This is a genomic window from Devosia honganensis (assembly GCF_042648785.1).
Classification (GTDB): Bacteria; Pseudomonadota; Alphaproteobacteria; order Rhizobiales; family Devosiaceae; genus Devosia; species Devosia honganensis.
The window spans coordinates 721443-745157 of the sequence record NZ_JBHRYD010000001.1 but is presented as its reverse complement, the minus strand read 5'-3'; the positions used below and the strand labels follow the sequence as shown (position 1 = coordinate 745157).

Below are 23715 nucleotides of genomic sequence, written 5' to 3'. Positions count from 1 at the left end.
TCGGCGGCGAGGGGAGCGTTCGGCCTAGCGAGGCTCCAAGGTCGGAGCGGAGAAAACAGGACCATGCCGGTGAAACTGCCCGAAACCAGTTCCGAGACCATGGCCATGCGCGTTGTCGGCGCCTTGCGCGACGACATCGTGACCATGGCGCTCAAGCCCGGCGACGTGATCTCGGAAAGCGACATCGCCGGGCGCTACGGCGTGTCGCGCCAGCCGGTGCGGGAGGCCTTCATCCGCCTGGCGCAGCAGGGCCTGCTGCTGATCCGGCCCAAGCGCGCCACGGTGGTGAAGAAGATCTCGCCCGATGGCGTGCAGCAAAGCCGGTTCATCCGCGAAAGCATCGAGGTGGAGATCATCCGCCGGGTGGCGGCGCAGCCGGGGCCGGAGGCCGCCGAGGTGCTGGCGGGGCTGATCGCCGAGCAGGAGGCGGCTGCGGAAGTGGACGACACCAGGCGCTTCCACGCGCTGGACGAGAGCTTCCATCGCAGCCTGGCGCGGCTGGCGGGCGTGGAATATGCCTGGCAGCTCATCGACGACCACAAGATACAGCTCGACCGGGTGCGCTATCTGACGCTGGGTCGTTCCTCCAAGGAGCGCGCCATCGCTGAGCACAAGAAAATCGCCGAGGCGGTGGGCCGGGCCGATGCCGCGGATGCGGAAAGGGCGATGCGCGAGCATCTGGCGCGAGCCGATGTGCTGCTGAGCCAGACCATCGCGGATTTCCCCGACTATTTCGAATAGCATCGGTCGCATCGGCCGCCTTGCCGGTTTCTTCGGACCCGCCCCCGTGTCTAAACTGGCGGCGGCGCAATATCGGGAGGTAGCGATGAAGACGCGGCGACTGGGCAGGACCGGTTACGAGGTCAGCGAAATCGGCCTCGGCTGCTGGCAGTTGGGCGGCGAGTTCGGGCCGCTGGGCGACGACATGGCCAATGCCATTCTCGACCATGCGCTCAATGCCGGGATCAGTTTCTGGGACACCGCCGACGTCTATGGCGGGGGGCGCAGCGAAAGCCGTATCGGCGCCCATGCCAAGGGGCCGCTGGTGCATGTGGCCACCAAGGTGGGGCGTGCGGGCAGCCTCTTTCCCAACAGATATTCCAAGCAGGGCCTGCGCGAGAGCCTCCTGGGCTCGGCGAAGCGCCTGGGCGTTGCGACGCTCGACCTCGCGCAGCTCCATTGCGTGCCTGGCGAGGTGCTGCGCGAGGGGCGCATTTTCGGGTGGATGGACGAATTGCGCGACGAGGGCCTGGTGCGCCACTGGGGCGCCAGCGTCGAAACCATCGAGGAGGCGCTGTTCTGCCTCGAGCAGCCCGGCTGCGCCACCTTGCAGATCATCTTCAATCTCTTTCGCCAGGATGCGGCCACGCAATTGCTGCCCCGGGCGGCAGAGCGGGATGTGGGCATCATCGTGCGGCTGCCGCTGGCGAGCGGGCTTTTGAGCGGCAAATACGACAAGAACACCCGGTTCGATGAAACCGATCACCGCAATTACAATCGCGATGGCGCTGCCTTCTCGGTGGGCGAAACCTTTTCGGGCATCCGGTTCGAGCGCGGGGTGGAACTGGTGCAGGAGCTGAAGGGACTGGCACCCGAAAGCATGACGCTCAGCCAGTTCGCGCTGCGCTGGATACTCGACCATCCCGAAGTCTCGACGGTGATCGCCGGCGTCTCCCGGCCCGAGCAGATCGCCGACAATGTGGCGGCCAGCGAGCATAAGAGCCTGTTCCCGGCGCTGATGAAGCAGCTCGGCGAGTGGTATGAACAGGAAGTGAAGCCGGAAATTCGCGGCGGTATCTGAGGCGGGGACGGAAGAATTGTTTCCACTTCCAGCCGCCGCGGCACTAGCAGCCGCGGCGGCTGGTACCTAGTTTAGCCGTTCGGCCTGACAAAAAGAGTGTTTCATGTCCCTCCATCCCGCCTTCGAGCTTTTGCGCGACGAGACCATTTCCGAGATCAATTCGCAGGCGCAGCTTTTTCGGCACAGGAAGACGGGAGCGGAGGTGCTCAGCCTCGTCAATGACGACGAGAACAAGGTGTTCGGCATCACCTTCCGGACCCCGCCCGGGGATTCGACCGGCATCGCCCATATCCTCGAACATTCCGTCCTGTGCGGCAGTGAAAAATATCCGGTGAAGAAGCCCTTCGTGGAGCTGCTCAAGGGCTCCATGCACACCTTCCTCAACGCCATGACCTTCCCGGACAAGACCGCCTATCCGGTGGCCAGCCAGAACCTCAAGGATTTCTACAATCTCGTCGACGTCTATCTCGATGCGGTGCTGTTTCCGCTGATCAGCCGGGACACGTTCGAGCAGGAAGGCTGGCATTACGAGCTCGAAAGCCCGGAGGGGCCGCTGGTCTATAAGGGCGTGGTGTTCAACGAGATGAAGGGTGTCTATTCCTCGCCCGATTCGGTGATGCACACGCTGAGCCAGAATACGCTCTATCCCGACACCACCTATGGCAAGAGCTCGGGCGGCGATCCCAAGGCGATCCCGGACCTCACCTATGAGCAGTTCCGGCGCTTCCACCAGGCCCATTACCACCCCGCCAATGCGCTGGTGGTGTTTTCGGGCGACGATCCCCCGGCGCGGCGGCTCGATATTCTCGATGGTTATTTCAGCCGCTTCGAGCCGCAGCATGTCGATGCCGAGGTGAAGCTGCAGCAGCGCTGGAACGAGCCGCGAACCGTGCATGGCACCTATGCCGGCTCCATCGACGGGCAAAAGCGGCGCGACGGCATGGTCAGCCTCGCCTGGATGCTCGATCCGCCCGAAAGCCGCGAGGCAATGCTCAGCAACGGCCTGCTGGGCTACCTGCTGGCCGGCAATCCGGCGGCGCCGCTGCGCAAGAAGCTGACCGAGAGCGGGCTGGGCGAAGGCATGATCGGGGGCGGCATTTCCTCCTATCTGCGCCAGCCCATGGGGGTTTTCGGGCTCAAGGGCATCGATCCGGCGGATGCGGACAAGGTCGAGCGACTGATCCTCGAGACGCTGTCCGAGATCGCCGAAACCGGCTTTTCCGCCGAGCAGCGCGAAGCGGCGCTCAACACCTTCGAATTCAATTTGCGCGAGCACAATACCGGCTCGCAGCCGCGCGGCATGAGCTATATGTTCACCGCGCTGGGCACTTGGCTGCATGGCGGGGACCCGCTGGCGCCGCTGCGCTTCGAGGAGGCGCTGGAGGCGCTGAAGCAAAAGGCGGCCTCGGGCCATTTCGAAGGGGAAATCCGCCGGCTCTTTCTCGACAATCCCCATCGCCTGACGACGCGGCTCGAAGCCGATCCGGGCCAGGCGGAGCGCGAGGCGCGGGCGGAGGCGGAAAAGCTCGCTGCGATAAGGGATGGACTGGACGAGGCGGCGCTGGCCGGAATAGCCGAGCGCACGAAGCGGTTGAAGGCCCTGCAGGAGGAAGCCGACCGGCCCGAGGACCTCACCAGGATTCCGGCGCTCGCCTTGGCCGATCTGGAGCGCGGCATCCGCAAGGTGCCGACCGAGCAAAGCGGCCTTTCGGGGGCGCGGGTGCTCTATCACGACCTGCCGACGCTGGGGATCGTCTATCTCGATCTGGGCTTCGATCTGCATGTGCTGGACAGCGACATGCTGCCCTTTCTGCCGCTGTTCGGGCGCGCGCTCCTGCAGACCGGCACCAGCCGGGAGGATTTCGTATCCCTCACCCAGCGCATCGGGCGGATGACCGGCGGGCTGTCGCAGCACCGGGCCGTGGCGACGCGGCAGGACGAGGCGGGCACCGCCGCCTGGTTCTTCCTCTCGGGCAAGGCGGTGCCGGACCGTTTCCGCGACATGCTCGCCATCATGGGCGACGTGCTGCTGGACGCGCAGCTGGGCAATCGCGAGCGGTTCCGGCAGATGGCGCTGGAGGAAAAGGCGGGCTTCGAAGCGCGGCTGGTGCCGGCCGGAAACGCCATCGTCGACACCAGGATCAAGGCCGGGCTGACCGAGGCGGGCTGGATCGCCGAGCAGATGAACGGGGTGAGCTATCTCGAATTCCTGCGCGATCTCATCTTGCGCATCGATGGCGACTGGCCCGGCGTGGAAGCCACGCTCAGGGCCATGAAAGCGCGCCTGTTCAACCGCGGCGGCATGGTGGTCAACGTGACGGCGGAAGGGGAGCTGTGGAGCCGGGCGCAAAAGGAGCTGGCCCATTTCGTCTCCTCGCTGCCCGACGAGACGGTGCCGGCGGCGGACTGGCGCATCGATCCCGCGCCGAGAAACGAGGGCCTCGTCATTCCCGCCCAGGTCAATTATGTGGGCAAGGGCGCCAATCTCAAGGCCATGGGTATCGAGCTGGGCGCGGCCGCGAGCGTGGCGCTGCGGCTGCTCAACACCACCTATCTGTGGGACAAGGTGCGGGTGCAGGGCGGCGCCTATGGCGGCTCGAGCCGGTTCGACATCAGCTCGGGCAATTTCGCCTTCCTTTCCTATCGCGATCCCAATCTGCTCAAGACGCTCGACGTCTATGACGGCGCGGCGGCTGCGTTGCGCGGGGAGATCGGCCAGGCCGATCTGGTGCGGGCGGTGATCGGCGTCGTGGGCGATCTCGACCGGCCGCAATTTCCCGATGCCAAGGGCTATGCGGCCATGTGGCGTCTGTTGAACGGCACCACGGACGAATTGCGCCAGCAGCGGCGCGATGAGATTCTCTCGGCCAGCCGCGCCGATTTCCTGGCCTTGGCCGAGGCGCTGGAGGCGGTGGCGCGCGACGGGCATGTGGTGGTTCTGGGCGGGCAGGCGGCGATCGACGCCGCCAATGCCCGGCGGCCCGGCCTGCTGGAGATCGGCAAGGTGGTGTGAGCCGGGCCTGCCCTATTGGCTCAGCGCCCGGGCGAGGAAGGGCAGGCTGATATCCATGCGGTAGTCGATGCCGGAATGGTTGTCCGGGAACTCCTCGTAGCGGTGCGCGATGCCCCGCTCCTCCAGCGCCTTGTGGATGCGCCGCGTGCCGTAGAGGATGTTGTACTGGTCCTCGGTGCCGCAATCGAGGAAGAAGGCTTTCAAGCGACCGATGGCCTGCGCATGGGTTTGCACCATGCGGGCCGGGTCCCAGGCCAGCCAGTTGTTCCAGCGCTCCTCGATCAGCTCGCAGGTGTCGAAGGTGACGGGGAGCCGCAGGCCCAGAAAGGTTTCCGGGTTCGGATCGGGGTCGAAGCTGGCGGCCTGGGCCAGCAGCATCAGCACCATGGTGTCCTTGCCGTCGAGCTTGGGCTTGGCCTCGAAAGCCTTAAGCCAGGCCTCGATGGAATTGTCGTGTTTGGCGAGGGCGCGCAGGGTCGCGGGAAATTCGGGGATATAAAGGTTCTCGAAGCCGGCATCGCCCGAATGGCTGGCGGCCGCGGCCCAGATATCGGGGTGCCGCATGGCATGGACGAGGGCGCCGAAGCCCCCAGAGGACTTGCCGAAGACCCCGCGCCGGCCCTCCCCGCCGCAGGCAAAACGGGTTTCGACCGCCGGCAGCATTTCCCGGGTCAGGAAATCCTCGTAATTGCCCAGCACCGGGCTGTTCACATATTGATTGCCGCCAAGGCGTGAGAAACAGTCGGGAAAGGCGACGACGACGGGCGGCATGAGCGCCTCGCCAATGAGCCGGTCGAGGCGTTCCGGAACGTTTTCGCCGAAGGCCCGCCAGGCGGTATGGGCGGGACCACCGGAGGTGAAGCCGACCAGATCGACAAGCAGCGGCAGGCCGGCACCATCATGGCCGTGCGGCACATAGACGTCGACGATACGGGTGGTCGGATCGCCCAGCCGATTGCCGGCAAGCGCCTTGCTCTCGACAGTGAGGCGATGAATGGTTCCGGGGGCGTGGTGGGTCTTGCGCATGGGGCCTCCTTGCTCGGCATGGTTTTAGGCGATGGGGCGGCGATGGCAAGGCCGACCTCCTTGCGGGATTGAACCGGCCGCCGGGCTTCGACGTTGCGGAGGGACCATGGGTTTCATCATCGACCGCGATCTTTACGTGCCGGCCATCGATGCCTGGATCGATCCCGGCGCGGCGAGGCCGCGCGCCATCATCACCCATGGCCATGCCGATCATGCCCGCAGCGGCCATGGGGCGGTGCTGGCGACGCCCGAAACCATCGCCATCATGAAGGCGCGCTACGGCGCCGATTGTGCCGCGCGGTTCGAGCCGCTGCGCTTCGGCGAGCGTCTGACCATCGATGGGACGGTGGTGAGCCTGCATCCGGCGGGCCACATTCTGGGCTCGGCGCAGGTGCTGATCGAGGCGGAGGGGCAAAGGGCGCTGGTGACGGGGGATTACAAGCGCCTGCCCGACCGCACCGCCGAGCCTTTCGAGCCGGTGGCCTGCGACCTGCTCGTCACCGAGGCGACCTTCGGCCTGCCGGTCTTCCAGCATCCACGGCCGCAGGAGGAGATCGCGCGGCTGCTGAAATCGGTGCGGGACCAGCCCGGGCGCTGCCATCTGGTGGGCTGCTACGCCCTTGGGAAGGCGCAAAGGGTGATCGCGCTATTGCGCGATGCCGGCTGGGAGCGGCCGATCTATCTGCACGGGGCCATGATCCGGCTCTGCGAACTCTATGAGGAGCTGGGCGTGCCGCTGGGCAAGCTGCTGCCGGCCACCGGCATGGCCAGGGCGGCGATGGCGGGCGAGATCGTCATCGCCCCGCCGTCTTCCATTCGCGACCGCTGGAGCCGCCGCTTTCCCGATCCGGTCACCTGCCAGGCCTCGGGCTGGATGAGCATCAAGCAAAGGGCGCGGCAGGCGCTGGTGGAACTGCCGCTGGTGATTTCCGACCATTGCGATTGGGGCGAGCTCAACCAGTCCATAATCGAAAGCGGCGCCGGCACCGTCTGGGTGACGCATGGGCGGGAGGATGCGTTGGTCTATTGGTGCCGCCAGCAGGGTCTTGCGGCCGAGCCGCTGGCGCTGCCCGGGCTTGACGACGATGGCGGGGAGGGCGGGGAATGAAGCGTTTCGCCGACCTGCTCGAGCTTCTTGCCCTCACCCCCTCGCGAACCCGCAAGATCGCGGCGCTGGCGCGCTATTTTTCCGAAGTGCCCGACCCCGACCGGGGGCTGGCCCTTGCGGTGCTGACCGGGGAGATGGACATAAGCAACGTCAAGCCGGCGCTGCTGCGCGAGACGGTGCTGGCCGAGGTCGACGAGACCCTCTTTGCACTGAGTTACGACTATGTCGGCGATCTGGGTGAGACCATCGCCCTCATCTGGCCGCATCGGGGCGAGGGGGAATTGCCGCGCCTTCACGACCTCGTGGCCTTGCTCAACCGCACCGGCAAGGCGGACTTGCCGAGGGTGATCGGCGGCCTGTTGACCCGGGCGGCGATCCATGAGCGCTGGGCACTGGTCAAGCTCGCCACCGGGGCGCTGCGGGTGGGGGTTTCGGCGCGCCTCGCCAAGACGGCGCTGGCGGAGATGAGCGGCGTCCCCTTGCAGGATATCGAGGAGGTCTGGCACGGCATCGCCCCGCCCTATGGGGAATTGTTCGCCTGGCTCGAGGGGACGGCCGGGCGGCCCGATATCGACCACACGGCGCGCTTCCACCCGCTGATGCTGTCCAACCCCGTCGAGGAGCGCGATTTCGAGCGGCTCGATCCGCGCGATTTCGCCGCCGAATGGAAATGGGACGGCATCCGGGTGCAATTGGTGCTGGGCCGGGACCGGGCCTCGATGTTCTCGCGGACCGGCGACGACATCGCCGCCGGTTTTCCGGACGTGGTTGAGGCGGCGATGGGGCGGGCGGTGCTCGACGGGGAATTGCTGGTGGGGCACGATTTCGAGCCGCTGAGCTTCAACGACCTGCAGCAGCGGCTCAACCGCAAGGTGGCGAACCCCCGGCAGATGGCGCAATTGCCCGGCTTCGTGCGGCTCTATGACATGCTGTTCGATGGTGACGAGGATATTCGCGCGCTGGCCTGGGAGGGGCGGCGGGAGCGGCTGGAGGCATGGCTGTCCCGCAATCCGCAGACCCGGCTCGACCTGTCTCCGGTCCTCCCCTTCGCCGGCTGGGCGGAACTGGCGGAGCTGCGCCGGCGCGGCGCGGAAAGCCATGGCCACGAGGGGGTGATGCTGAAACTGCGCACTAGTCCCTATGTGCCGGGGCGACCCAAGGGGTTTTGGTACAAATGGAAGCGCGATCCCAATGTGGTCGATGCGGTGCTGATGTACGCCCAGCGCGGGCATGGACGGCGCAGCTCCTATTATTCGGACTATACGTTCGGGGTATGGCGCGACGACGAGCTGGTGCCGATCGGCAAGGCCTATTTCGGCTTCACCGACGAGGAGCTGAAACAGCTCGACCGCTGGATCCGCGCCAATAGCGTGGCGAGCTTCGGGCCGGTGCGCGAGGTCAGGAAGGAACTGGTGTTCGAGGTGGCATTCGACAGCGCGCAGAAAAGCGGCCGGCACAAATCCGGCATCGCCTTGCGGTTTCCCCGCATCAACCGGATAAGATGGGACAAGCCGGCCGGCGAAGCGGCGCGGCTGGAGGATATGGCGGCTTTCCTCGGCTAGGGTATCGGATCGAAAAGTGTACTCGCGGTTTTCAGAAAATCCGATGCGCCAACAAAGAGCCGGAGCGGCGCACTGCGTTCGATGGAACGCACGCCGCTCTCGGTCCGAACCATGGTGGTGCGATATGTCATCGCGGAGCAATCACCAGCGCCTCGTGGCGCTGGAAAAGGAGATGGAAGCGGCCGCGGCGGCGTCCGACTTCGAAAGGGCGGCGAGCCTGCGCGACGAGATCGCGCGGCTCAGGGGCGAAGGCGAGGCGCTGGTGGGCCAGCCGCCGCCGGGCCAGATGGGCCTTGGCACGCATGTCCCCGTCCGCCAGCCGCCCAAGGGCTGGACCAGGCCGAAAAAGCCGGACCTGATGACCAGCAGTCACAAGGGGCGCAAGCGATAGCGCTTCCGCGTCAGCCCGCCTTCTTGCTGAGACCCTCTCCCGCCAGCGCCCTGATTTCGCGCAGTTCGCTTATGGTGGTTTCGAGGTCCTTGCGCTGGCGTTCGAGCAGGGCGATGCGCTCATCGACCTTTTCGACCAGCAGGTGAACCTGCTGGGTGCGGTCGGCGTCGTAGAGGCTCAGATAGTCGGAAATGTCGCGCAGCGAGAAACCGAGGCGCTTGCCGCGCAGGATAAGAATGAGCCGGGCCCGGTCCCGGCGCCGGAAGACACGGGTGGCCCCGACCCGTTCGGGCGAGAGCAGGCCCTTGGATTCGTAGAAACGGATGGCGCGGGTGGAAATGCCGAACTCCCTGGCGAGATCGGCTATGGCGAACAGGTCGCGGTTTTCGGCATCTGGGCGGTTCACGACTTTCCGGCTTTCATCTGGGCGTATTCTTCACGCAGTTCCTTCTTGGACAGCTTGCCGATCAGCGTCTTGGGCAGCGCGTCCTTGAAAATGACCTGTCTGGGCATCTCGATCTTGTTGATCCGTTCGGCAAGGAAGGATTTGAGCTCGGCTTCGGTGAGCGACATGCCGTCCTTGAGCTTGACGAAGGCGATGGGCGCCTCCCCGCGATACTCGTCGGGAACGCCGATGACGTTGACTTCCTCGACCGCCTCATGGGCCATGGCCGCTTCCTCGATGGTGCGCGGATAGACGTTGAAGCCCGAGCAGATGATGAGGTCCTTGATGCGGTCGACGAGGAACACATAGCCGTCTTCGTCCATGTGCCCCACGTCGCCGGTGCGCAGCCAGCCGTCCTGGAACGCCGCCGTGGTGGCCTCCTCATCCTCGTAATAGCCGGCCATGACCTGCGGCCCCTTGACCTGGAGCTCGCCATTTTCGCCGATGCCGACCGGCTCGCCGCTGTCGACGTCGACGAAGCGGATATCGGTGGCGGGCAGCGGCAGGCCGATGGACATGGGTTTGGAGGGTTCGCGCAAGGCGGCGCAGCAGACCACCGGCGAGGCTTCGGTGAGGCCATAGCCCTCGGCCAGGATGGCGCCGGATTTCTTCCCGAAGGCGTGGCGCACCTCGTCGGGCAGGGCCGCGCCGCCGGAAATGGCGACCTCGAGGCTCGCCAGCCGCGCGGGCGTGACGCTGCCGGCGCGGGCCATGGCGTTGAGCAGGGTGGGCACGGCCGGCAGCACATTGGCTTTCGTGCGCCCGAAAAGGTCGAGCAGCGCCTTCAGTTCGAACCGCGGCAGCATGGCCACCGGGGTGCCGTTGCACAGCGGCACGTTCATGCACACCGTCATGGCGAAGATGTGGAAGAAGGGCAGCGCCGCGACGACCTTGGATGGCGGGTAGAACAGGCCACACCCCCATTTGTCGATCTGGCTCATATTGGCGGCGATATTGGCGTGGGTGAGCAGCGCCCCCTTGGGAATGCCGGTGGTGCCACCGGTATATTGCTGCACGGCAACGTCGCTCTGCGGGTCGATGACCACCGGGTCGGGGGCGTCGCCGCGCGCGATCAGTTCGTCGAAGGCGCTGAGGGAGGCAGCATGGGGCGATTTCCGGGGCCTGGCCAGGTCCTTCCGCTTGGCCAGCGAGAACAGCAGCTTTTTCAGCGGCGGCAGCGCGTCGGGGAAATGGCACACGATCAGTTTCTTGACGAGGCCGGCGGCGAGCAGGGCTTCGCCCTTGCCGAAGATCTGCTCGAGATCCAGCGTCACCATGAGGTCGGCGCCGGCATCGCCGACCACATGGCTCAGCTCGGAGACCGTATAGAGCGGATTGCAGTTGACCACGATGCCGCCGGCGCGCAGCACGCCGTAATAGGCGATGGGATAAAAAGGCGTATTGGGCAGCATGAGCGCCACGCGCGTACCCTTCCGGACGCCGAACTGCGATTGCAGCGCCCCGGCAAAGGCGACGATCTTGCGGCCCAGCTCGCCGAAAGTGGTGGTGCCGCCCAGAAAATCCAGCGCCACGGCGGCGGGGGTCCTGGCGCAGGCGGCCAGCACCTGTTCATGGACCGGGGTGGTGTCGATCTCGGCGTCCCAGGCGATGCCTTCGGGATAGGAGGCGATCCAGGGGCGGGCGTCGTCGTCTCGGCCAGGAATTTCCATGCGTGTCTCCTCCAATTTCCCCGATGGGGTAGCGGTCTGCTCGCTCCGCGCGAGGCCATGCCGTGGGCGCTCTTTGGCACCTTGTCAGGCGGCCTTGCCGGGAAAACTATCCCACGGGCTTACGTTAGCGTCAATTCGCTGCCGCTGAATATGACAGTTTTGCAAAGCCGTTCGAACGCGGCGAACGAGAATGGACCGATCGGGCCTTTAGTTGACGTATACGTAAACTTGGGTAGACTGACCTCCACAATCCCGCCCCGCCGCGCTATGCTGGCGGGCAGCCGGGGACGGTCCGGCGGGCCGGTATCGATGGCGACGGACGCCGTTCCCGTCCTCCGGGGCCGCGACCGTCCGAGGAGGATGGCGACGATGACCCTGCTGCTGGTTGCGATCGGTCTTGCCGGATTTGCGACGCTCGCCGTGCGGGAAAGTCCGCTCTGGCAGTGGGGCGTGGCGCTGCTGGCCCTGGGGGCGCTGTCCGGCCTCGATTTCGTCGGCGCCGGGGCGGTGTACGGTCTCGGCTGGTTCGGCTGGACGCTGATCGGCCTCGGGGCGCTGCTGCTGATCCTTGCCATCAAGCCGATCCGCATGATCGTCCTGACGCGGCCGGTTTACGGCGCCGTCCGGTCGATCCTGCCCAGGGTGAGCCGCACCGAACAGGAGGCGCTGGATGCCGGCACGGTCGGCTGGGACGCGGAACTGTTTTCCGGCCGCCCCGACTGGTCCAGGCTGATGGATATCCGCCCGCTGACCCTGACGGCGGAGGAGCAGGCATTTCTCGACGGACCGACCGAAACCGCCTGCGCCATGATCGACGACTGGGATATCCGCCACAACCGCGCCGATCTTTCCCCCGAGCTCTGGCAATTCCTCAAGGACAAGGGTTTTCTGGGGATGCTGATCGGCAAGCAGCACGGGGGGCTGGGCTTTTCGGCGCAGGCCCAGTCGATGATCGTCTCGAAGATCGCCAGCCGCTCGGTGGCGGCCGGGATCACGGTCATGGTGCCCAATTCGCTGGGGCCGGGCGAATTGCTCGAGCGCTACGGCACTCCGGCGCAACAGGAGAAATATCTTCGCCGCCTCGCCACCGGCGAGGAGGTGCCCTGTTTCGCGCTGACCGGGGTGCATTCGGGGTCCGATGCCGGGGGCATGCGCGATATCGGCGTCGTCACCCGCGGCACCTATGGCGGTGAGGAGGTTCTGGGCGTCCGCCTTTCCTTCGACAAGCGCTACATCACCCTCGCCCCCATCGCCACGCTGGTGGGTCTCGCCTTCATCCTCAAGGACCCGGACGGCCTGCTGGGCCGGGACGCCGATATCGGAATAACCCTGGCGCTGATCCCGCACGATCATCCCGGCCTCGATATCGGCAAGCGCCATTATCCGGCCCGGCAGGCCTTCATGAACGGGCCGGTGCGCGGCAGGGATCTCTTCATCCCGATGGATTTCCTCATCGGGGGCACCGAATATGCCGGACAGGGCTGGCGCATGCTGATGGAGTGCCTCTCCACCGGCCGGGCCATCTCGCTGCCGGCCATCGGCGCCACCTCGATCAAGCAGACCCTGCGCGCCACTTCCGCCTATGCGCGGGTGCGCCGCCAGTTCGGGATTCCCATCGGGATCATGGAGGGCGTCGCCGAGCCGCTGGGCGAGATGATCAAGCGCGCCTATGCGTTCGAGGCGGCGCGGCGGCTGACCGCCTCGATGGTGGACGAGGGCCAGCGTCCCGCGGTCATTGCGGGCCTGCTCAAATACACCACCACCGAGGCCATGCGCGACAGCATGGACGACGCCTTCGACATCCAGGGCGGCCGCGCCATCCAGGACGGGCCGGGCAACTATCTGTTCGGCGCCTACCAGTCCATGCCGGTGGCGATCACCGTGGAGGGGGCCAATATCCTCACCCGCACGCTGATGACCTTCGCCCAGGGCGTGCTCCGGGCCCATCCCTATCTGCTCAGGGAAATCCAGGCGGTGCAGGCCACCGGCCGGCGCGCCGGGCTGGCCGCGTTCGACGCCGCTTTCGGCGGGCATGCGAAATTCATGCTGCGCAATATCGTGGCGAGTTTCCTGCACGGGCTCACCAATGGCGCGTTCGCCTCGGCGCCCAATGACGGGCCGATGGCGCGCTATTACCGGCGCCTGCACCGCTATGCGCAGGATTTCGCACTGGTGGCGGACTGGACCACGGTGGTGCTGGGCGGGGCGCTCAAGCGCAAGCAGAAAATTTCGGGGCGCATGGCCGACCTTTTGGGCGATCTTTACCTCATGTCGGCGACGCTGAAGCGCTTCGACGAGGAAGGGCGGATCGCCGAGGACAGGGAACTGGTCGAGGCGATACTGGACGACCGGATCGCCTCGATGGAGCGGATTTTCGGGGAAGTCTTCGCCAATTTCCCCAATCCTTTCTTCGGGTGGGCCATGCGGGTGCTGTGCTTCCCGCTCGGGCGGCATGCGCGGCCGTCCACCGACCGGGTCAATTACCGTTTCGTGCGCGCCGTGCTGCGGCCCGGTCCCTTCCGCGACCGCCTGACTACCGGCGTCTATATTTCCATGGACCCCAATGACGTCACCGGCGTTCTGGAAGATGCCTTTGTCAAGGTGACCGAGGCGGAGGAGGTGGAAGCCAAATTCGTCAAGGCCGTGCGCCGGGGCGTCGTCGAAAGGCGGCTCGACCGCGACGCCATTGCCGATGCGGTGGCGGCGGGCGTCCTCAACGACAACGAGGCGGGGCTGATGCGGGCGGCGGACGAAGCCACGGAACGGGCCGTGCAGGTGGATGATTTCGGCATGGACGTGCTCGAGCCGACCGGGCCGCGGCCAGCGACGAGAGAGGAGCCCAGATGATCGCCCCCCAGGCAACCGATACCAGGCACTGGCGCTTCCATGCCGATCTGGAAAAGATCGGCTGGCTGACCATCGAATCTCCGGGTGGCTCGGTCAACACGCTGAGCCGCGAGGCGATCATGGAACTCGAAACGCTGGTGGCGCGCCTCGAGGATCTGGCCAGTTCGGACGAATTGATCGGGGTGGTGCTGCTTTCGGCCAAGGACAGCGGCTTCATCGCCGGCGCGGATATTTCCGAATTCGACGCCATGAGCGATTTTTCGGTGCTGCCCGAGGCGCTGCGGCGCACCCATGCCCTGTTCGCGCGCATCGAAAACCTCAAGATTCCGGTCATTGCCGGCATTCATGGCTTCTGCCTCGGCGGCGGGCTGGAACTGGCGCTGGCCTGCCATTACCGCATCGCGGTCGATGACGAAAAAACCCGGATCGGCTTTCCGGAGGTGAATCTGGGCATTTTCCCCGGCTTCGGGGGCACCGGGCGCTCGATCCGCCAGGCGGGACCGGTCGATGCCATGGGAATCATGCTCACGGGCAGAATGCTGCGGGCCCGTGCCGCGCGCGGGCTCAATCTGGTCGACAAGCTGGTGCGCCACCGCGACATGCTGCGCTGGGAAGGGCGGCGGGCGGTATTGGAACAGCGCCGGTCGCGCCCGGCGCCCTGGTCGAAAAGGATCATGGGGCTGGGGCCGTTGCGCAGCTATGCCGCGGGCAGGATGCGCGAACAGGCCGGCAGGAAGGCGCGCAAGGAGCACTATCCGGCCCCTTATGCGCTGATCGACCTGTTCGAGCAGCATGGCGACGACTGGAAGGCGATGATCCGCGGCGAGATCGACGCCTTCGTGCCGCTGATGGGCTCGCCCACCGCCACCAATCTGCGGCGGGTCTTCTTCCTTTCCGAAGGGTTGAAGAAGCAGGGGGAGAAGGGCGCCGGATTTTCCCGTGTCCACGTGATCGGCGCCGGCGTCATGGGCGGGGACATCGCCGCCTGGTGCGCCTATCGCGGCATGAGCGTCACCCTGCAGGATCTGGACATGGCGCGCATCGGGCCGGCGCTCGAGCGGGCCGAAAAACTGTTCCGCAAGCGTTACCGCAAAAAACGCGAAGTCGACGCCGCCATGCTGCGGCTGGTGGCCGATCCCGAGGGCAAGGGCGCTGCGCGCGCCGATGTGATCATCGAGGCGGTGGTGGAAAAGCTCGAGGTCAAGCAGGAAATCTTCCGCGAGGTGGAGCGGAGGCTGAAGCCCGGCGCCATCCTTGCGACCAATACCTCCTCCATCGAGCTCGAGCGCATTGCCGAGGCCCTGGAGGACAGGAGCCGGCTGATCGGGCTGCATTTCTTCAACCCGGTGGCGCAATTGCCGCTGGTCGAGGTGATCCGTTCGCAATTCAATGCCGACGAGGCCATCGCCCGGGGCGCGAGCTTCGCCCTGGCCATCGGCAAGAGCCCGGTGGTGGTCAAGTCGGCGCCCGGTTTCCTCGTCAACAGGGTGCTGATGCCCTATATGCTGGGCGCGGTGGAGCAGGTGGAGCGCGGCGAGAGCAAGGAATTGCTCGATGCGGCCGCGCTCGCCTTCGGCATGCCGATGGGGCCGATCGAATTGATGGACACGGTCGGGCTCGACGTGGGCAGGTCGGTGGCCATGGAACTGGGCCATGAAGTGCCGGCCGAGAGCCGCTTCGCCCGGCTCGTCGCCGAGGGCAGGCTGGGCCGCAAAAGCGGCGAGGGCTTTTACCGATGGGACAAGGGCCGGGCCGTCAAGGGGCCGGTGCCGCCCCATGCCGATCTGGCCGGGCTGGGCCGGGAACTGGTGAAGCCGCTGGTCGATGCGACCGCGCTCGTGGTCGAGGAAGGCGTCGTCGCCTCGCCCGAACAGGCCGATATCGGCGTGATCCTGGGCACCGGTTTCGCGCCGTTCCTGGGCGGCCCGCTAAAAGCCCGCGCCGATGGGAGGGCGTGACATGACCCAACTCAAGCGCGTCGCCATTGTCGGCTCGGCCCGCATCCCCTTCGCCCGGGGCGGCACCGCCTATGTGGATGAAACCAACCTGGCCATGCTGGGCACGGTATTGGCCGGCCTTGCCGACAAATACGGGCTCCGGGGCGAGAAGGTGGATGAGGTGGTCGCGGGGGCCGTGCTCAATCACAGCCGCGATTTCAATCTCGCCCGGGAAGCGCTGCTCGATGCAGGCCTGTCCCCGCGTACGCCGGGCACCACCATGCAGATCGCCTGCGGCACCAGCCTGCAGGCGGCGCTGATGCTGGCCGGCAAGATCGCCTCGGGGCAGATCGAGAGCGGCATCGCCGCCGGCTCGGACAGCGTCTCGGACAGCCCCATCGTTTTCGGCCCGAAATTCCAGCACCGGCTGCTGGCGCTCAATGCCGCCAAGACCGCGGGGCGAAAGCTCAAGGCCTTCAAGGGCTTCTCCTTCGGCGAACTGGCCCCGGTCGCGCCTTCGGTCAACGAGCCGCGCACCGGGCTGTCCATGGGCCAGCATTGCGAATTGATGGCGCGCGAGTGGAAGATCGGCCGCAAGGAGCAGGATGAGTTCGCCGTCGCCAGTCATCGCCATGCCGCCCAGGCTTATGAGGAGGGCTTTCATGACGACCTGCTGGTGCCCTGTGCCGGTCTCTTGCGCGACAATAATGTGCGGCCCGACGCCAATATGGAGAAGATGGCGACGCTCAAGCCCGCCTTCGACAAATCCAGCGGCCATGGCACGCTGACGGCGGGCAATTCGACCCCGCTGACCGACGGCGCGGCGGGGGTGCTGCTGGCGAGCGAGGAATGGGCGCGCGCGCGCGGCCTGCCGATCCTGGCCTGGCTGACCACGGGCCGGGTGGCGGGCAATGATTTCGCCCATGGCGAGGGGCTGCTGATGGCACCCACCATCGCGGTTTCCGAAATGCTCGGACGGGCCGGGCTGGGCTTTGCCGATATCGATTATTTCGAATTGCACGAGGCTTTCGCGGCGCAGGTTCTCGCCACGCTCAAGGCCTGGAAGGACCCGGCCTATTGCCGCGAGGTGCTGGGGCGGGACGCGCCGCTGGGCGAGATCGATCCCGCGCGGATCAACGTCAAGGGGTCGAGCCTGGCATATGGCCATCCTTTCGCCGCCACCGGCGCCCGCATTCTGGGGCTGGCGGCCAGCCTGCTGGCCAGGCAGGCTGGCAAGCGGGCGCTGATTTCCGTCTGCACCGCCGGCGGCATGGGCGTTGCGGCCCTGCTGGAGGCGGCAGGGTGAGCGTCTGCCCGGCGTTCCGGGTTTCCAAGCGGAGATAAGATGACGTTTAGGTCAATCTTTCGCTTGTCAGTGGACGGAATTGCGGGATACCGTCCGGAAATCTTGACCGGCGGGTAAAATCCCGCCGGCAATAGAGAATGAGCCGCCGTGTGCAATGGGCGGCCGTTGGAGAAACGCAGAATTCCATAAGGAGATGGGACGAGCATGAAAATCACCACAGCCCTCAAGGCGGTGTCGACCGCCGGCGCCATGGCGCTGATGTTGACCACGGCAGCGTCCGCCGTAACGCTGCAATTGCACAATGGCGGGGACCCGCGCACGCTGGATCCGCACAAGGCATCGGGCAATTGGGAAGATCGTCCGATCAGCGACTATATCGAGGGGCTGATGACCCTGGACCCGGCCGGCGAGCCGGTTCTGGGCCAGGCCGCGTCCTATGAGGTCTCCGATGACGGCCTCGTCTATACCTTCACCCTGCGCGACGACGCCATGTGGTCCGACGGTACGCCGGTGACCGCCGGGGATTTCGTGCTCGGCATGCAGCGCCTGCAGGATCCGGCGACCGCCTCCGACTATGCCTATCTGATGTATTTCGTGAAGAACGCCGAAGGCATCAACTCGGGCGAGATCACCGATTTCGATGAATTGGGCGTCAAGGCGCTCGACGACAAGACGGTCGAGATCACCCTCAATGCGGCGACGCCCTATCTCCTGGCGGCGCTGACCCATTATACCGCCTATCCGGTGCCGGCCCATGTCGTTGAGGAGCATGGCGAGGACTGGAGCCAGATCGGCAATGTGGTCGCCAACGGCCCCTATGTGCCGGTGGAATGGGTGCCGGGTTCCTTCGTGCGCTCGGAAAAGAACGAGCATTATTACGACGCCGCCAATGTCGCCATCGACGAGGTGGTCTATCACATCACCGAGGACGACAACGCCGCGCTCAACCGCTACCGCGCCGGCGAGTTCGACATCCTCTCGAGCTTCCCGGCCGACCAGTACCAGCTTTTGCAGGACCAGTATCCGGGCGAGGCGCATGTCGCGCCGTTCCTGGGCGTCTATTACTACGTGATGAACCAGGAGCGCGAGGAGCTCCAAGACGTCAATGTCCGCAAGGCGCTGTCCATCGCCATCAATCGCGAAGTGATCGGCCCCGACGTGCTGGGGACAGGTGAATTGCCGGCCTATGGCTGGGTGCCGCCGGGCACGGCCAATTACGAGGGCGAGCAATATATGCCCGACTGGGCCAGCGAGGATTATGGCGCCCGCGTCGAGGAAGCCAGGGGATTGATGGAGGAGGCCGGCTACAGCGCCGACAATCCGCTCAACCTGCAACTGCGCTACAACACCAATGAGAACCATCGCCGCATCGCGGTGGCCATCGCCTCCATGTGGGAGCCGATCCACGTCAAGGTGGAGCTGTTCAACGCCGAAGTGGGGCCCCACTATGACGCCCTGCAGGCCGGCGACTTCCAGATCGGCCGGGCCGGCTGGCTGATGGACTATAACGACGCCTCCAACATGCTCGACCTGCTCAAGTCCGGCACCCAACAAGCCAGCGGCACCGTCGCCTGGGGCAATAATTACGGCCGCTATTCCAATGCGGAATATGACGACCTGCTGGCCCAGGCCGCGACGGAGCTGGATCTGGTGGAGCGTGCCGGCCTGATGCATCGGGCCGAGGCCATCGCCATGGACGAGTTCGGCGTGTTGCCGATCTATTACTACGTGTCCAAATGGGTGGTCTCTCCGAAGATTTCGGGCTTCGAGGACAATGCGGTGGACCGTCACCTGACGCGCTACCTGTCCAAGGCCGAGTAACCCGATCCTGGGGGTCGCTGCCGATGCAGCGATCCCCTTTCGTCCCGCTCGCATTCCACAGGCCCCTTCCTGCGGATGCTCGGAGCCGCGGACAAGGAATGCCGAAATGCTCAGTTACGCGCTGCGCCGGGTACTGTCCGCCATCCCCGTCGCCCTGATCGCCGTCACGGCGTGCTTTTTCATCCTCCGGCTCGCTCCGGGCGGCCCCTTCGACCAGGAACGGGCGCTGCCCGAAACGATCCTGCGCAATCTGCGCGCCGCCTATGATCTCGATCAGCCGCTGATCACCCAATATCTGCTCTATATCGGCCGGTTGCTGCGCGGCGATCTGGGGCCGTCCATGGTGGTGCAGGATTTCACCGTCTCGCAGCTCCTGGCGCTGGGCCTGCCCTTCTCGGTCATGCTCGGGCTCGTCGCCTTCGTCATCGCCACCATTATCGGCCTGATCGCGGGCGTCATCGCGGCGGTGACGCAGAACAAATGGCCGGACTATGTGCTGGTGCTGGTGGTGATGATCGGCGTGGTGGTTCCCAATTTCCTCATGGGGAGCCTGCTGCAGCTGGTGTTCGGCGTCTATCTCAAATGGCTGCCGGCGGGCGGCTACCGGGTGGGCTCCATTGCCCATCTCATCCTGCCGGTGGTGGTACTGGCCTGGCCGCATGCCGCCCGTATCTCGCGGCTGATGCGCGGCTCGATGATCGAGGTCCTGGGCAGCAATTACGTGCGCACGGCGCGCGCCAAGGGCATCGGCCAGCGGCTGGTGCTGACGCGCCACGCCATCAAGCCGGCGCTCATCCCGGTGGTCTCCTATCTGGGGCCGGGTCTTTCCTATCTGCTGACCGGCTCGCTGATCGTCGAGCAGATCTTCGGCCTGCCCGGGATCGGGAAATATTTCATCAATGCCGCCCTCAACCGCGATTACGGCCTCGTGCTGGGCACGGTCATCCTCTACATGGCCGTCATCCTCGTCCTCAATCTGCTGGTCGACCTCGCCTATGCCTGGCTCGATCCCAAGGTGAGGTACCGCTGATGGCCGGCATTACCCGCAAGGACGAAACCCTCAATCTCTACGCCGAGAAGCTGGCGGCGCTGGATGCGCCCAAGGGCCGCTCGCTCACCGACGACGCCATCCGGCGGCTGCTGGCCAACAAGGCGGCGCTGGTGTCGCTGTTCCTCATCGCGGCCATCGTGCTGATCGCCTTTATCGGCCCCTATTTCCTGCCCTGGGGCTATTCGCAGGTGGATTGGGGGGCCATCCGCAAGCCGCCCGATTTCGACAAGATGCACTATCTGGGCACCGACCAGAATGGCCGCGACCTGCTGGCCCGGCTGTTGCAGGGCACGCAAATGAGCCTCATCGTGGCGGCGGTGGCCACCATCGTGTCGGTGGTCATCGGCATCGTCTACGGCGCCGTCTCGGGCTATCTGGGCGGACGGGTCGACGCGGTCATGATGCGCTTCGTCGATATCATGTATGCGCTGCCCTATATCCTGTTCGTCATCATCCTCGTGGTGATCTTCGGGCGCAGCCCCATCCTGCTGTTCGTGGGCATCGGCGCCCTGGAGTGGCTGACCATGGCGCGCATCGTGCGCGGCCAGACGCTCAGCCTCAAGGAGCGCGAATTCATCGAGGCGGCCAAGGCCAGCGGCGCGCGGCCCTGGACCATCATCATCCGCCATATCGTGCCCAACCTCACCGGGCCGGTGGTGATCTACGCCACGCTCACCATTCCCGAAATCATCATCACCGAAAGCTTCCTGTCCTATCTGGGCCTGGGCATCCAGGAGCCGCAGACCTCGCTGGGCACGCTGATCTCGGAAGGGGCGCAGGTGACCGAAGTGATGCCCTGGCTGCTGATCGGGCCGGCGGTGGTGCTGGTGACGCTGCTGTTGTGCCTCACCTATGTCGGCGACGGATTGCGCGACGCGCTGGACCCCAAGGATCGCTGATGAGCAAGGTTCTCGACGTAATCGACCTCGGCGTCACCTTTGAGTTGCACGACACCGAAGTGCGGGCGGTGAACGAGCTGAGCTTCTCGCTGGAAGCGGGGGAAACCCTGGCGGTGGTGGGCGAAAGCGGCTCGGGCAAGAGCCAGGCTTTCCTCGCCATCATGGGGCTGCTGGCCCGGAACGGGCGCACCTCGGGCCGGGCCCTGCTGGGCGATATCGACCTTCTGGGCCTGGGGGCGTCGCAGCTCGACCGGGTCCGAGGCAAGGACATCGCCATGATCTTCCAGGATCCGATGACCTCGCTCAATCCCAGCCTCAAGGTGAGGACGCAACTGGCCGAAGTGCTGGTCAAGCATCGCGGCTTCGACCGGGGCAAGGCTGAGCGCGCCGCCATCGAGATGCTGGAGCGGGTGGGCATTCCCGAGCCGGCCAAGCGCGCCGCCGCCTATCCGCACGAAATGAGCGGAGGCATGCGCCAGCGGGTGATGATTGCCATGGCGCTGCTGTGCCAGCCCAAGATCCTGATCGCCGACGAGCCGACCACGGCGCTCGACGTGACGGTGCAGGCGCAGATGCTGGACCTGTTCAAGTCGCTGACCGACGATTTCGGCACGTCGCTGGTGCTGATCACCCACGATCTGGGGGTGGTGGCCGGGGTCGCCGACCGGATGATGGTGATGTATGGCGGGCGGGCTGTCGAAAAGGGCAGGGTCGACGATCTGTTCTACGACCCGCGCCATCCCTATACGCTGGGTCTTTTGCATTCGACCCCCCATATCGCCCGCCGCGCCGAGCGGCTCGATCCGATCCAGGGCCTGCCGCCCAGCCTCGAGCACCTGCCGCAGGGCTGTTCCTTCCACCCGCGCTGCGCCTTCTGCTTCGCGCGGTGCATCGAGGAGCGGCCGCTGCTGCTTCCGGCCGGCGAGGGGCGGGAAAAGGCGTGCTTTTACGAAGGCCCGCTGCAATCGGAAGAGGTGGCGTAATGATCCAGTCGCCCGGCAACCTGCTCGAAATCCGCGACCTGAAGAAGACCTTCTCCATCGCCACGGGCCTGTTTTCGCGAACGCTGACGCTGACGGCGCTCGACGACATCAATTTTACCGTCCGCCAGGGCGAGACGCTGGGCATTGTGGGGGAAAGCGGCTGCGGCAAGTCCACGCTGGGGCGCTGCATCCTGCAATTGATCAGCCCCGACCAGGGACAGGTGCTCTGGCTGGGCCAGGATTTGACGCGCCTTTCGGGCGAGGACATGCGCCGACGCCGCGCCGATCTGCAGATCATCTTCCAGGACCCGCTGGCCTCGCTCAATCCGCGCATGACCGTGGGCGAGATCATCGAGGATCCGCTCCGGGAGCTCCGGCCCGAGCTCAACCGGACGGAGCGGCGGGCGCGGGTGGTCAGGATCATGGAGGCGGTGGGGCTCCTGCCCGAGATGATCAATCGCTACCCGCACGAATTTTCCGGGGGGCAGGCCCAGCGCATCGGCATCGCGCGGGCGCTGGTCACCGAGCCCAAGCTCATCGTCTGCGACGAGCCGGTCTCGGCGCTGGACGTCTCGATCCAGGCCCAGATCCTCAACCTGCTCTCCGAGCTCAAGGACGAGTTCGGGCTGACGCTGATCTTCATCTCGCACAATCTGTCGGTCGTGCGCCATGTCTCCGACCGGATTCTGGTGCTCTATCTGGGGCGGATCGTCGAGTTGGCGAGCGGCGACGAAATCTATGGCGATCCCAAGCATCCCTATACGCAGGCGCTGCTGACCGCGGTGCCGATCCCCGACCCCAGGCTGGCCCGGCAGCGCAATATCGACGCGCTCAAGGGCGAAATCCCCTCGCCGATCAATCCGCCCTCGGGCTGCCCCTTCCGCACCCGCTGCCGGCATGCGAGACCCCGGTGCGCCGAAATCCGGCCGCCGCTGGAGCAGCTTGAAAACGGCCGGCTGGTCGCCTGCATCCGCTGGCGCGAGATCGAGGCGGAAAGGGCCCTGGAGGCGGCGCCGGGCGGCTGAGCCGTCGCCTCAGCCGCCGCGTCGGTCCGCATCGATGGCGACGGTCCGGCGGCGGCGGTCGGGACCGGCATAGGCGGCCGCTTCGATGAAGGGCCGGGGGCTGGCCGCGATGGTGTCGAGGCGGGACTTGAGATGATTGGCGGCGAATGGCTTGCGCAGGAATTCGGTGACGCCGGCATCGCGCGCCGCGGCGATGCGCGCGGCGCCGGGGGCGGCGGCCATCATGATCACCGGGGTGAGGCGATTGCGGCTGTCCCGGTCCCGGCGCAGGGACCGGACCAGTTCCACCGCGTCGGTGCCGGGCAGGGCCTCGTCGATGATGATGAGTTCGAAGTCGCGCCGCGCCAGCTCGAGTCGTGCCGCCTTGGCGTCGAAGGCTTCGCAGATGTCGCGCCGGCCGATGGAGCGCAGCATGGCGCCGACCAGGCTGGCCATATTGGGCTGAGGATCGATGATCAGGGCGCCGGTCCGGTAGATAATTTCGCTGGTCATGGGCACACACCGCAATTTGCCGCGATGCAAGATGATAGGATATTATCCTGACCGGCGCGTTAACGGCGAAAACTGCGCGAAGGCGCGTTGACAGGCGGGGCCGGTTTCCTTATGTAGAGGCCAGTTTCCGGGCGCCTTGGCGCCCCTTTTGTTTGACCCGGGGATTTGAAAGATGAAGATCCGCAATTCGCTGAAGGCGTTGATGACTCGCCACCGCGCGAACAAGCTCGTCCGCCGCCGCGGACGCGTCTACATCATCAACAAGGTGGACAAGCGCTTCAAGGCCCGCCAGGGCTGAGCCAGCGCCTATGCTGCCAGTTTTCCAAAGCCCGCCTCCG

18 protein-coding genes and 1 pseudogene are annotated in these 23715 nt (G+C 65.8%); 15 read left to right on the top strand and 4 right to left on the bottom strand.

The window, feature by feature from the left end:
• Nucleotides 1–69: 69 nt before the first annotated feature.
• From ACFOOL_RS03565 to ACFOOL_RS03555, 3 genes are all read left to right on the top strand, one after another.
• Complete coding sequence (locus tag ACFOOL_RS03565; protein ID WP_380094918.1) at nt 70–741, top strand: GntR family transcriptional regulator; 672 nt, start codon at nt 70–72, stop codon at nt 739–741.
• Nucleotides 742–826: 85 nt separating this feature from the next.
• On the top strand, nt 827–1801 hold the full coding sequence (locus tag ACFOOL_RS03560) for an aldo/keto reductase (RefSeq protein WP_380094916.1): 975 nt from the start codon (nt 827–829) through the stop codon (nt 1799–1801).
• A gap of 103 nt (nt 1802–1904) precedes the next feature.
• A complete protein-coding gene (locus ACFOOL_RS03555) occupies nt 1905–4814 on the top strand; it encodes an insulinase family protein (RefSeq protein WP_380094913.1) in 2910 nt (969 codons plus the stop codon).
• Between the two features lie 12 nt (nt 4815–4826).
• On the opposite strand, the gene ACFOOL_RS03550 is transcribed toward ACFOOL_RS03555, so the two are convergent.
• Entirely contained in the window at nt 4827–5840 is a 1014-nt protein-coding gene (locus ACFOOL_RS03550) for an alpha/beta hydrolase (protein WP_380094912.1), read from the bottom strand.
• 106 nt (nt 5841–5946) lie between these two features.
• Between ACFOOL_RS03550 and ACFOOL_RS03545 the strand changes: the two genes are divergently transcribed.
• From ACFOOL_RS03545 to ACFOOL_RS03535, 3 genes and pseudogenes are all read left to right on the top strand, one after another.
• The gene (locus ACFOOL_RS03545) at nt 5947–6948 is read left to right on the top strand and encodes a ligase-associated DNA damage response exonuclease (protein WP_380094910.1); all 1002 of its coding nucleotides are present in this window, start codon (nt 5947–5949) and stop codon (nt 6946–6948) included.
• Entirely contained in the window at nt 6945–8510 is a 1566-nt protein-coding gene (locus ACFOOL_RS03540) for a cisplatin damage response ATP-dependent DNA ligase (RefSeq protein WP_380094909.1), read from the top strand. Before ACFOOL_RS03545 ends, ACFOOL_RS03540 begins: the two co-directional genes overlap by 4 nt.
• Nucleotides 8511–8670: 160 nt before the next feature.
• Nucleotides 8671–8761, top strand: a pseudogene (locus ACFOOL_RS03535) (UvrB/UvrC motif-containing protein); the annotation flags it as partial.
• Between the two features lie 150 nt (nt 8762–8911).
• On the opposite strand, the gene ACFOOL_RS03530 reads toward ACFOOL_RS03535, so the two are convergent.
• Both ACFOOL_RS03530 and ACFOOL_RS03525 read right to left on the bottom strand, forming a co-directional pair.
• The gene (locus ACFOOL_RS03530) at nt 8912–9307 is read right to left on the bottom strand and encodes a MerR family transcriptional regulator (protein ID WP_380094908.1); all 396 of its coding nucleotides are present in this window, start codon (nt 9305–9307) and stop codon (nt 8912–8914) included.
• The gene (locus ACFOOL_RS03525; protein WP_380094907.1) at nt 9304–11016 is read right to left on the bottom strand and encodes a long-chain-fatty-acid--CoA ligase; all 1713 of its coding nucleotides are present in this window, start codon (nt 11014–11016) and stop codon (nt 9304–9306) included. Before ACFOOL_RS03525 ends, ACFOOL_RS03530 begins: the two co-directional genes overlap by 4 nt.
• Nucleotides 11017–11385: 369 nt before the next feature.
• On the opposite strand from ACFOOL_RS03525, the gene ACFOOL_RS03520 reads away from it, so the two are divergent.
• The 8 genes from ACFOOL_RS03520 to ACFOOL_RS03485 all read left to right on the top strand — a co-directional run bounded on the left by ACFOOL_RS03520 (nt 11386) and on the right by ACFOOL_RS03485 (nt 22885).
• Nucleotides 11386–13863 carry an acyl-CoA dehydrogenase gene (locus ACFOOL_RS03520; RefSeq protein ID WP_380094905.1) on the top strand — a complete coding sequence of 826 codons (2478 nt, stop codon included), beginning with the start codon at nt 11386–11388 and terminating at the stop codon, nt 13861–13863.
• Nucleotides 13860–15821 (top strand): 3-hydroxyacyl-CoA dehydrogenase NAD-binding domain-containing protein, encoded by a 1962-nt coding sequence (locus ACFOOL_RS03515; protein WP_380094903.1) that lies wholly within the window; start codon nt 13860–13862, stop codon nt 15819–15821. The genes ACFOOL_RS03520 and ACFOOL_RS03515 overlap by 4 nt, the downstream gene beginning before the upstream one ends.
• A gap of 1 nt (nt 15822) precedes the next feature.
• Nucleotides 15823–17106 carry an acetyl-CoA C-acetyltransferase gene (locus tag ACFOOL_RS03510; protein WP_380094901.1) on the top strand — a complete coding sequence of 428 codons (1284 nt, stop codon included), beginning with the start codon at nt 15823–15825 and terminating at the stop codon, nt 17104–17106.
• 210 nt (nt 17107–17316) lie between these two features.
• A complete protein-coding gene (locus tag ACFOOL_RS03505; protein WP_380095909.1) occupies nt 17317–18927 on the top strand; it encodes a peptide ABC transporter substrate-binding protein in 1611 nt (536 codons plus the stop codon).
• A gap of 106 nt (nt 18928–19033) precedes the next feature.
• Entirely contained in the window at nt 19034–19957 is a 924-nt protein-coding gene (locus ACFOOL_RS03500; RefSeq protein ID WP_380094900.1) for an ABC transporter permease, read from the top strand.
• On the top strand, nt 19957–20877 hold the full coding sequence (locus tag ACFOOL_RS03495; protein WP_380094898.1) for an ABC transporter permease: 921 nt from the start codon (nt 19957–19959) through the stop codon (nt 20875–20877). Before ACFOOL_RS03500 ends, ACFOOL_RS03495 begins: the two co-directional genes overlap by 1 nt.
• Nucleotides 20877–21860: an ABC transporter ATP-binding protein gene (locus ACFOOL_RS03490; RefSeq protein ID WP_380094896.1), complete on the top strand. Its 984-nt coding sequence runs from the start codon at nt 20877–20879 to the stop codon at nt 21858–21860. Before ACFOOL_RS03495 ends, ACFOOL_RS03490 begins: the two co-directional genes overlap by 1 nt.
• Nucleotides 21860–22885, top strand: coding sequence for an ABC transporter ATP-binding protein (locus ACFOOL_RS03485; protein WP_380094895.1), 1026 nt, complete (start codon nt 21860–21862; stop codon nt 22883–22885). Before ACFOOL_RS03490 ends, ACFOOL_RS03485 begins: the two co-directional genes overlap by 1 nt.
• A 9-nt stretch (nt 22886–22894) precedes the next feature.
• Here ACFOOL_RS03485 and ACFOOL_RS03480 read toward each other — a convergent pair whose 3' ends face one another.
• The gene (locus ACFOOL_RS03480) at nt 22895–23377 is read right to left on the bottom strand and encodes a response regulator (protein WP_380094893.1); all 483 of its coding nucleotides are present in this window, start codon (nt 23375–23377) and stop codon (nt 22895–22897) included.
• A 172-nt stretch (nt 23378–23549) separates the two neighbouring features.
• Between ACFOOL_RS03480 and ykgO the strand changes: the two genes are divergently transcribed.
• On the top strand, nt 23550–23675 hold the full coding sequence (gene ykgO, locus ACFOOL_RS03475; protein WP_046105532.1) for a type B 50S ribosomal protein L36: 126 nt from the start codon (nt 23550–23552) through the stop codon (nt 23673–23675).
• Nucleotides 23676–23715 lie beyond the last annotated feature (40 nt).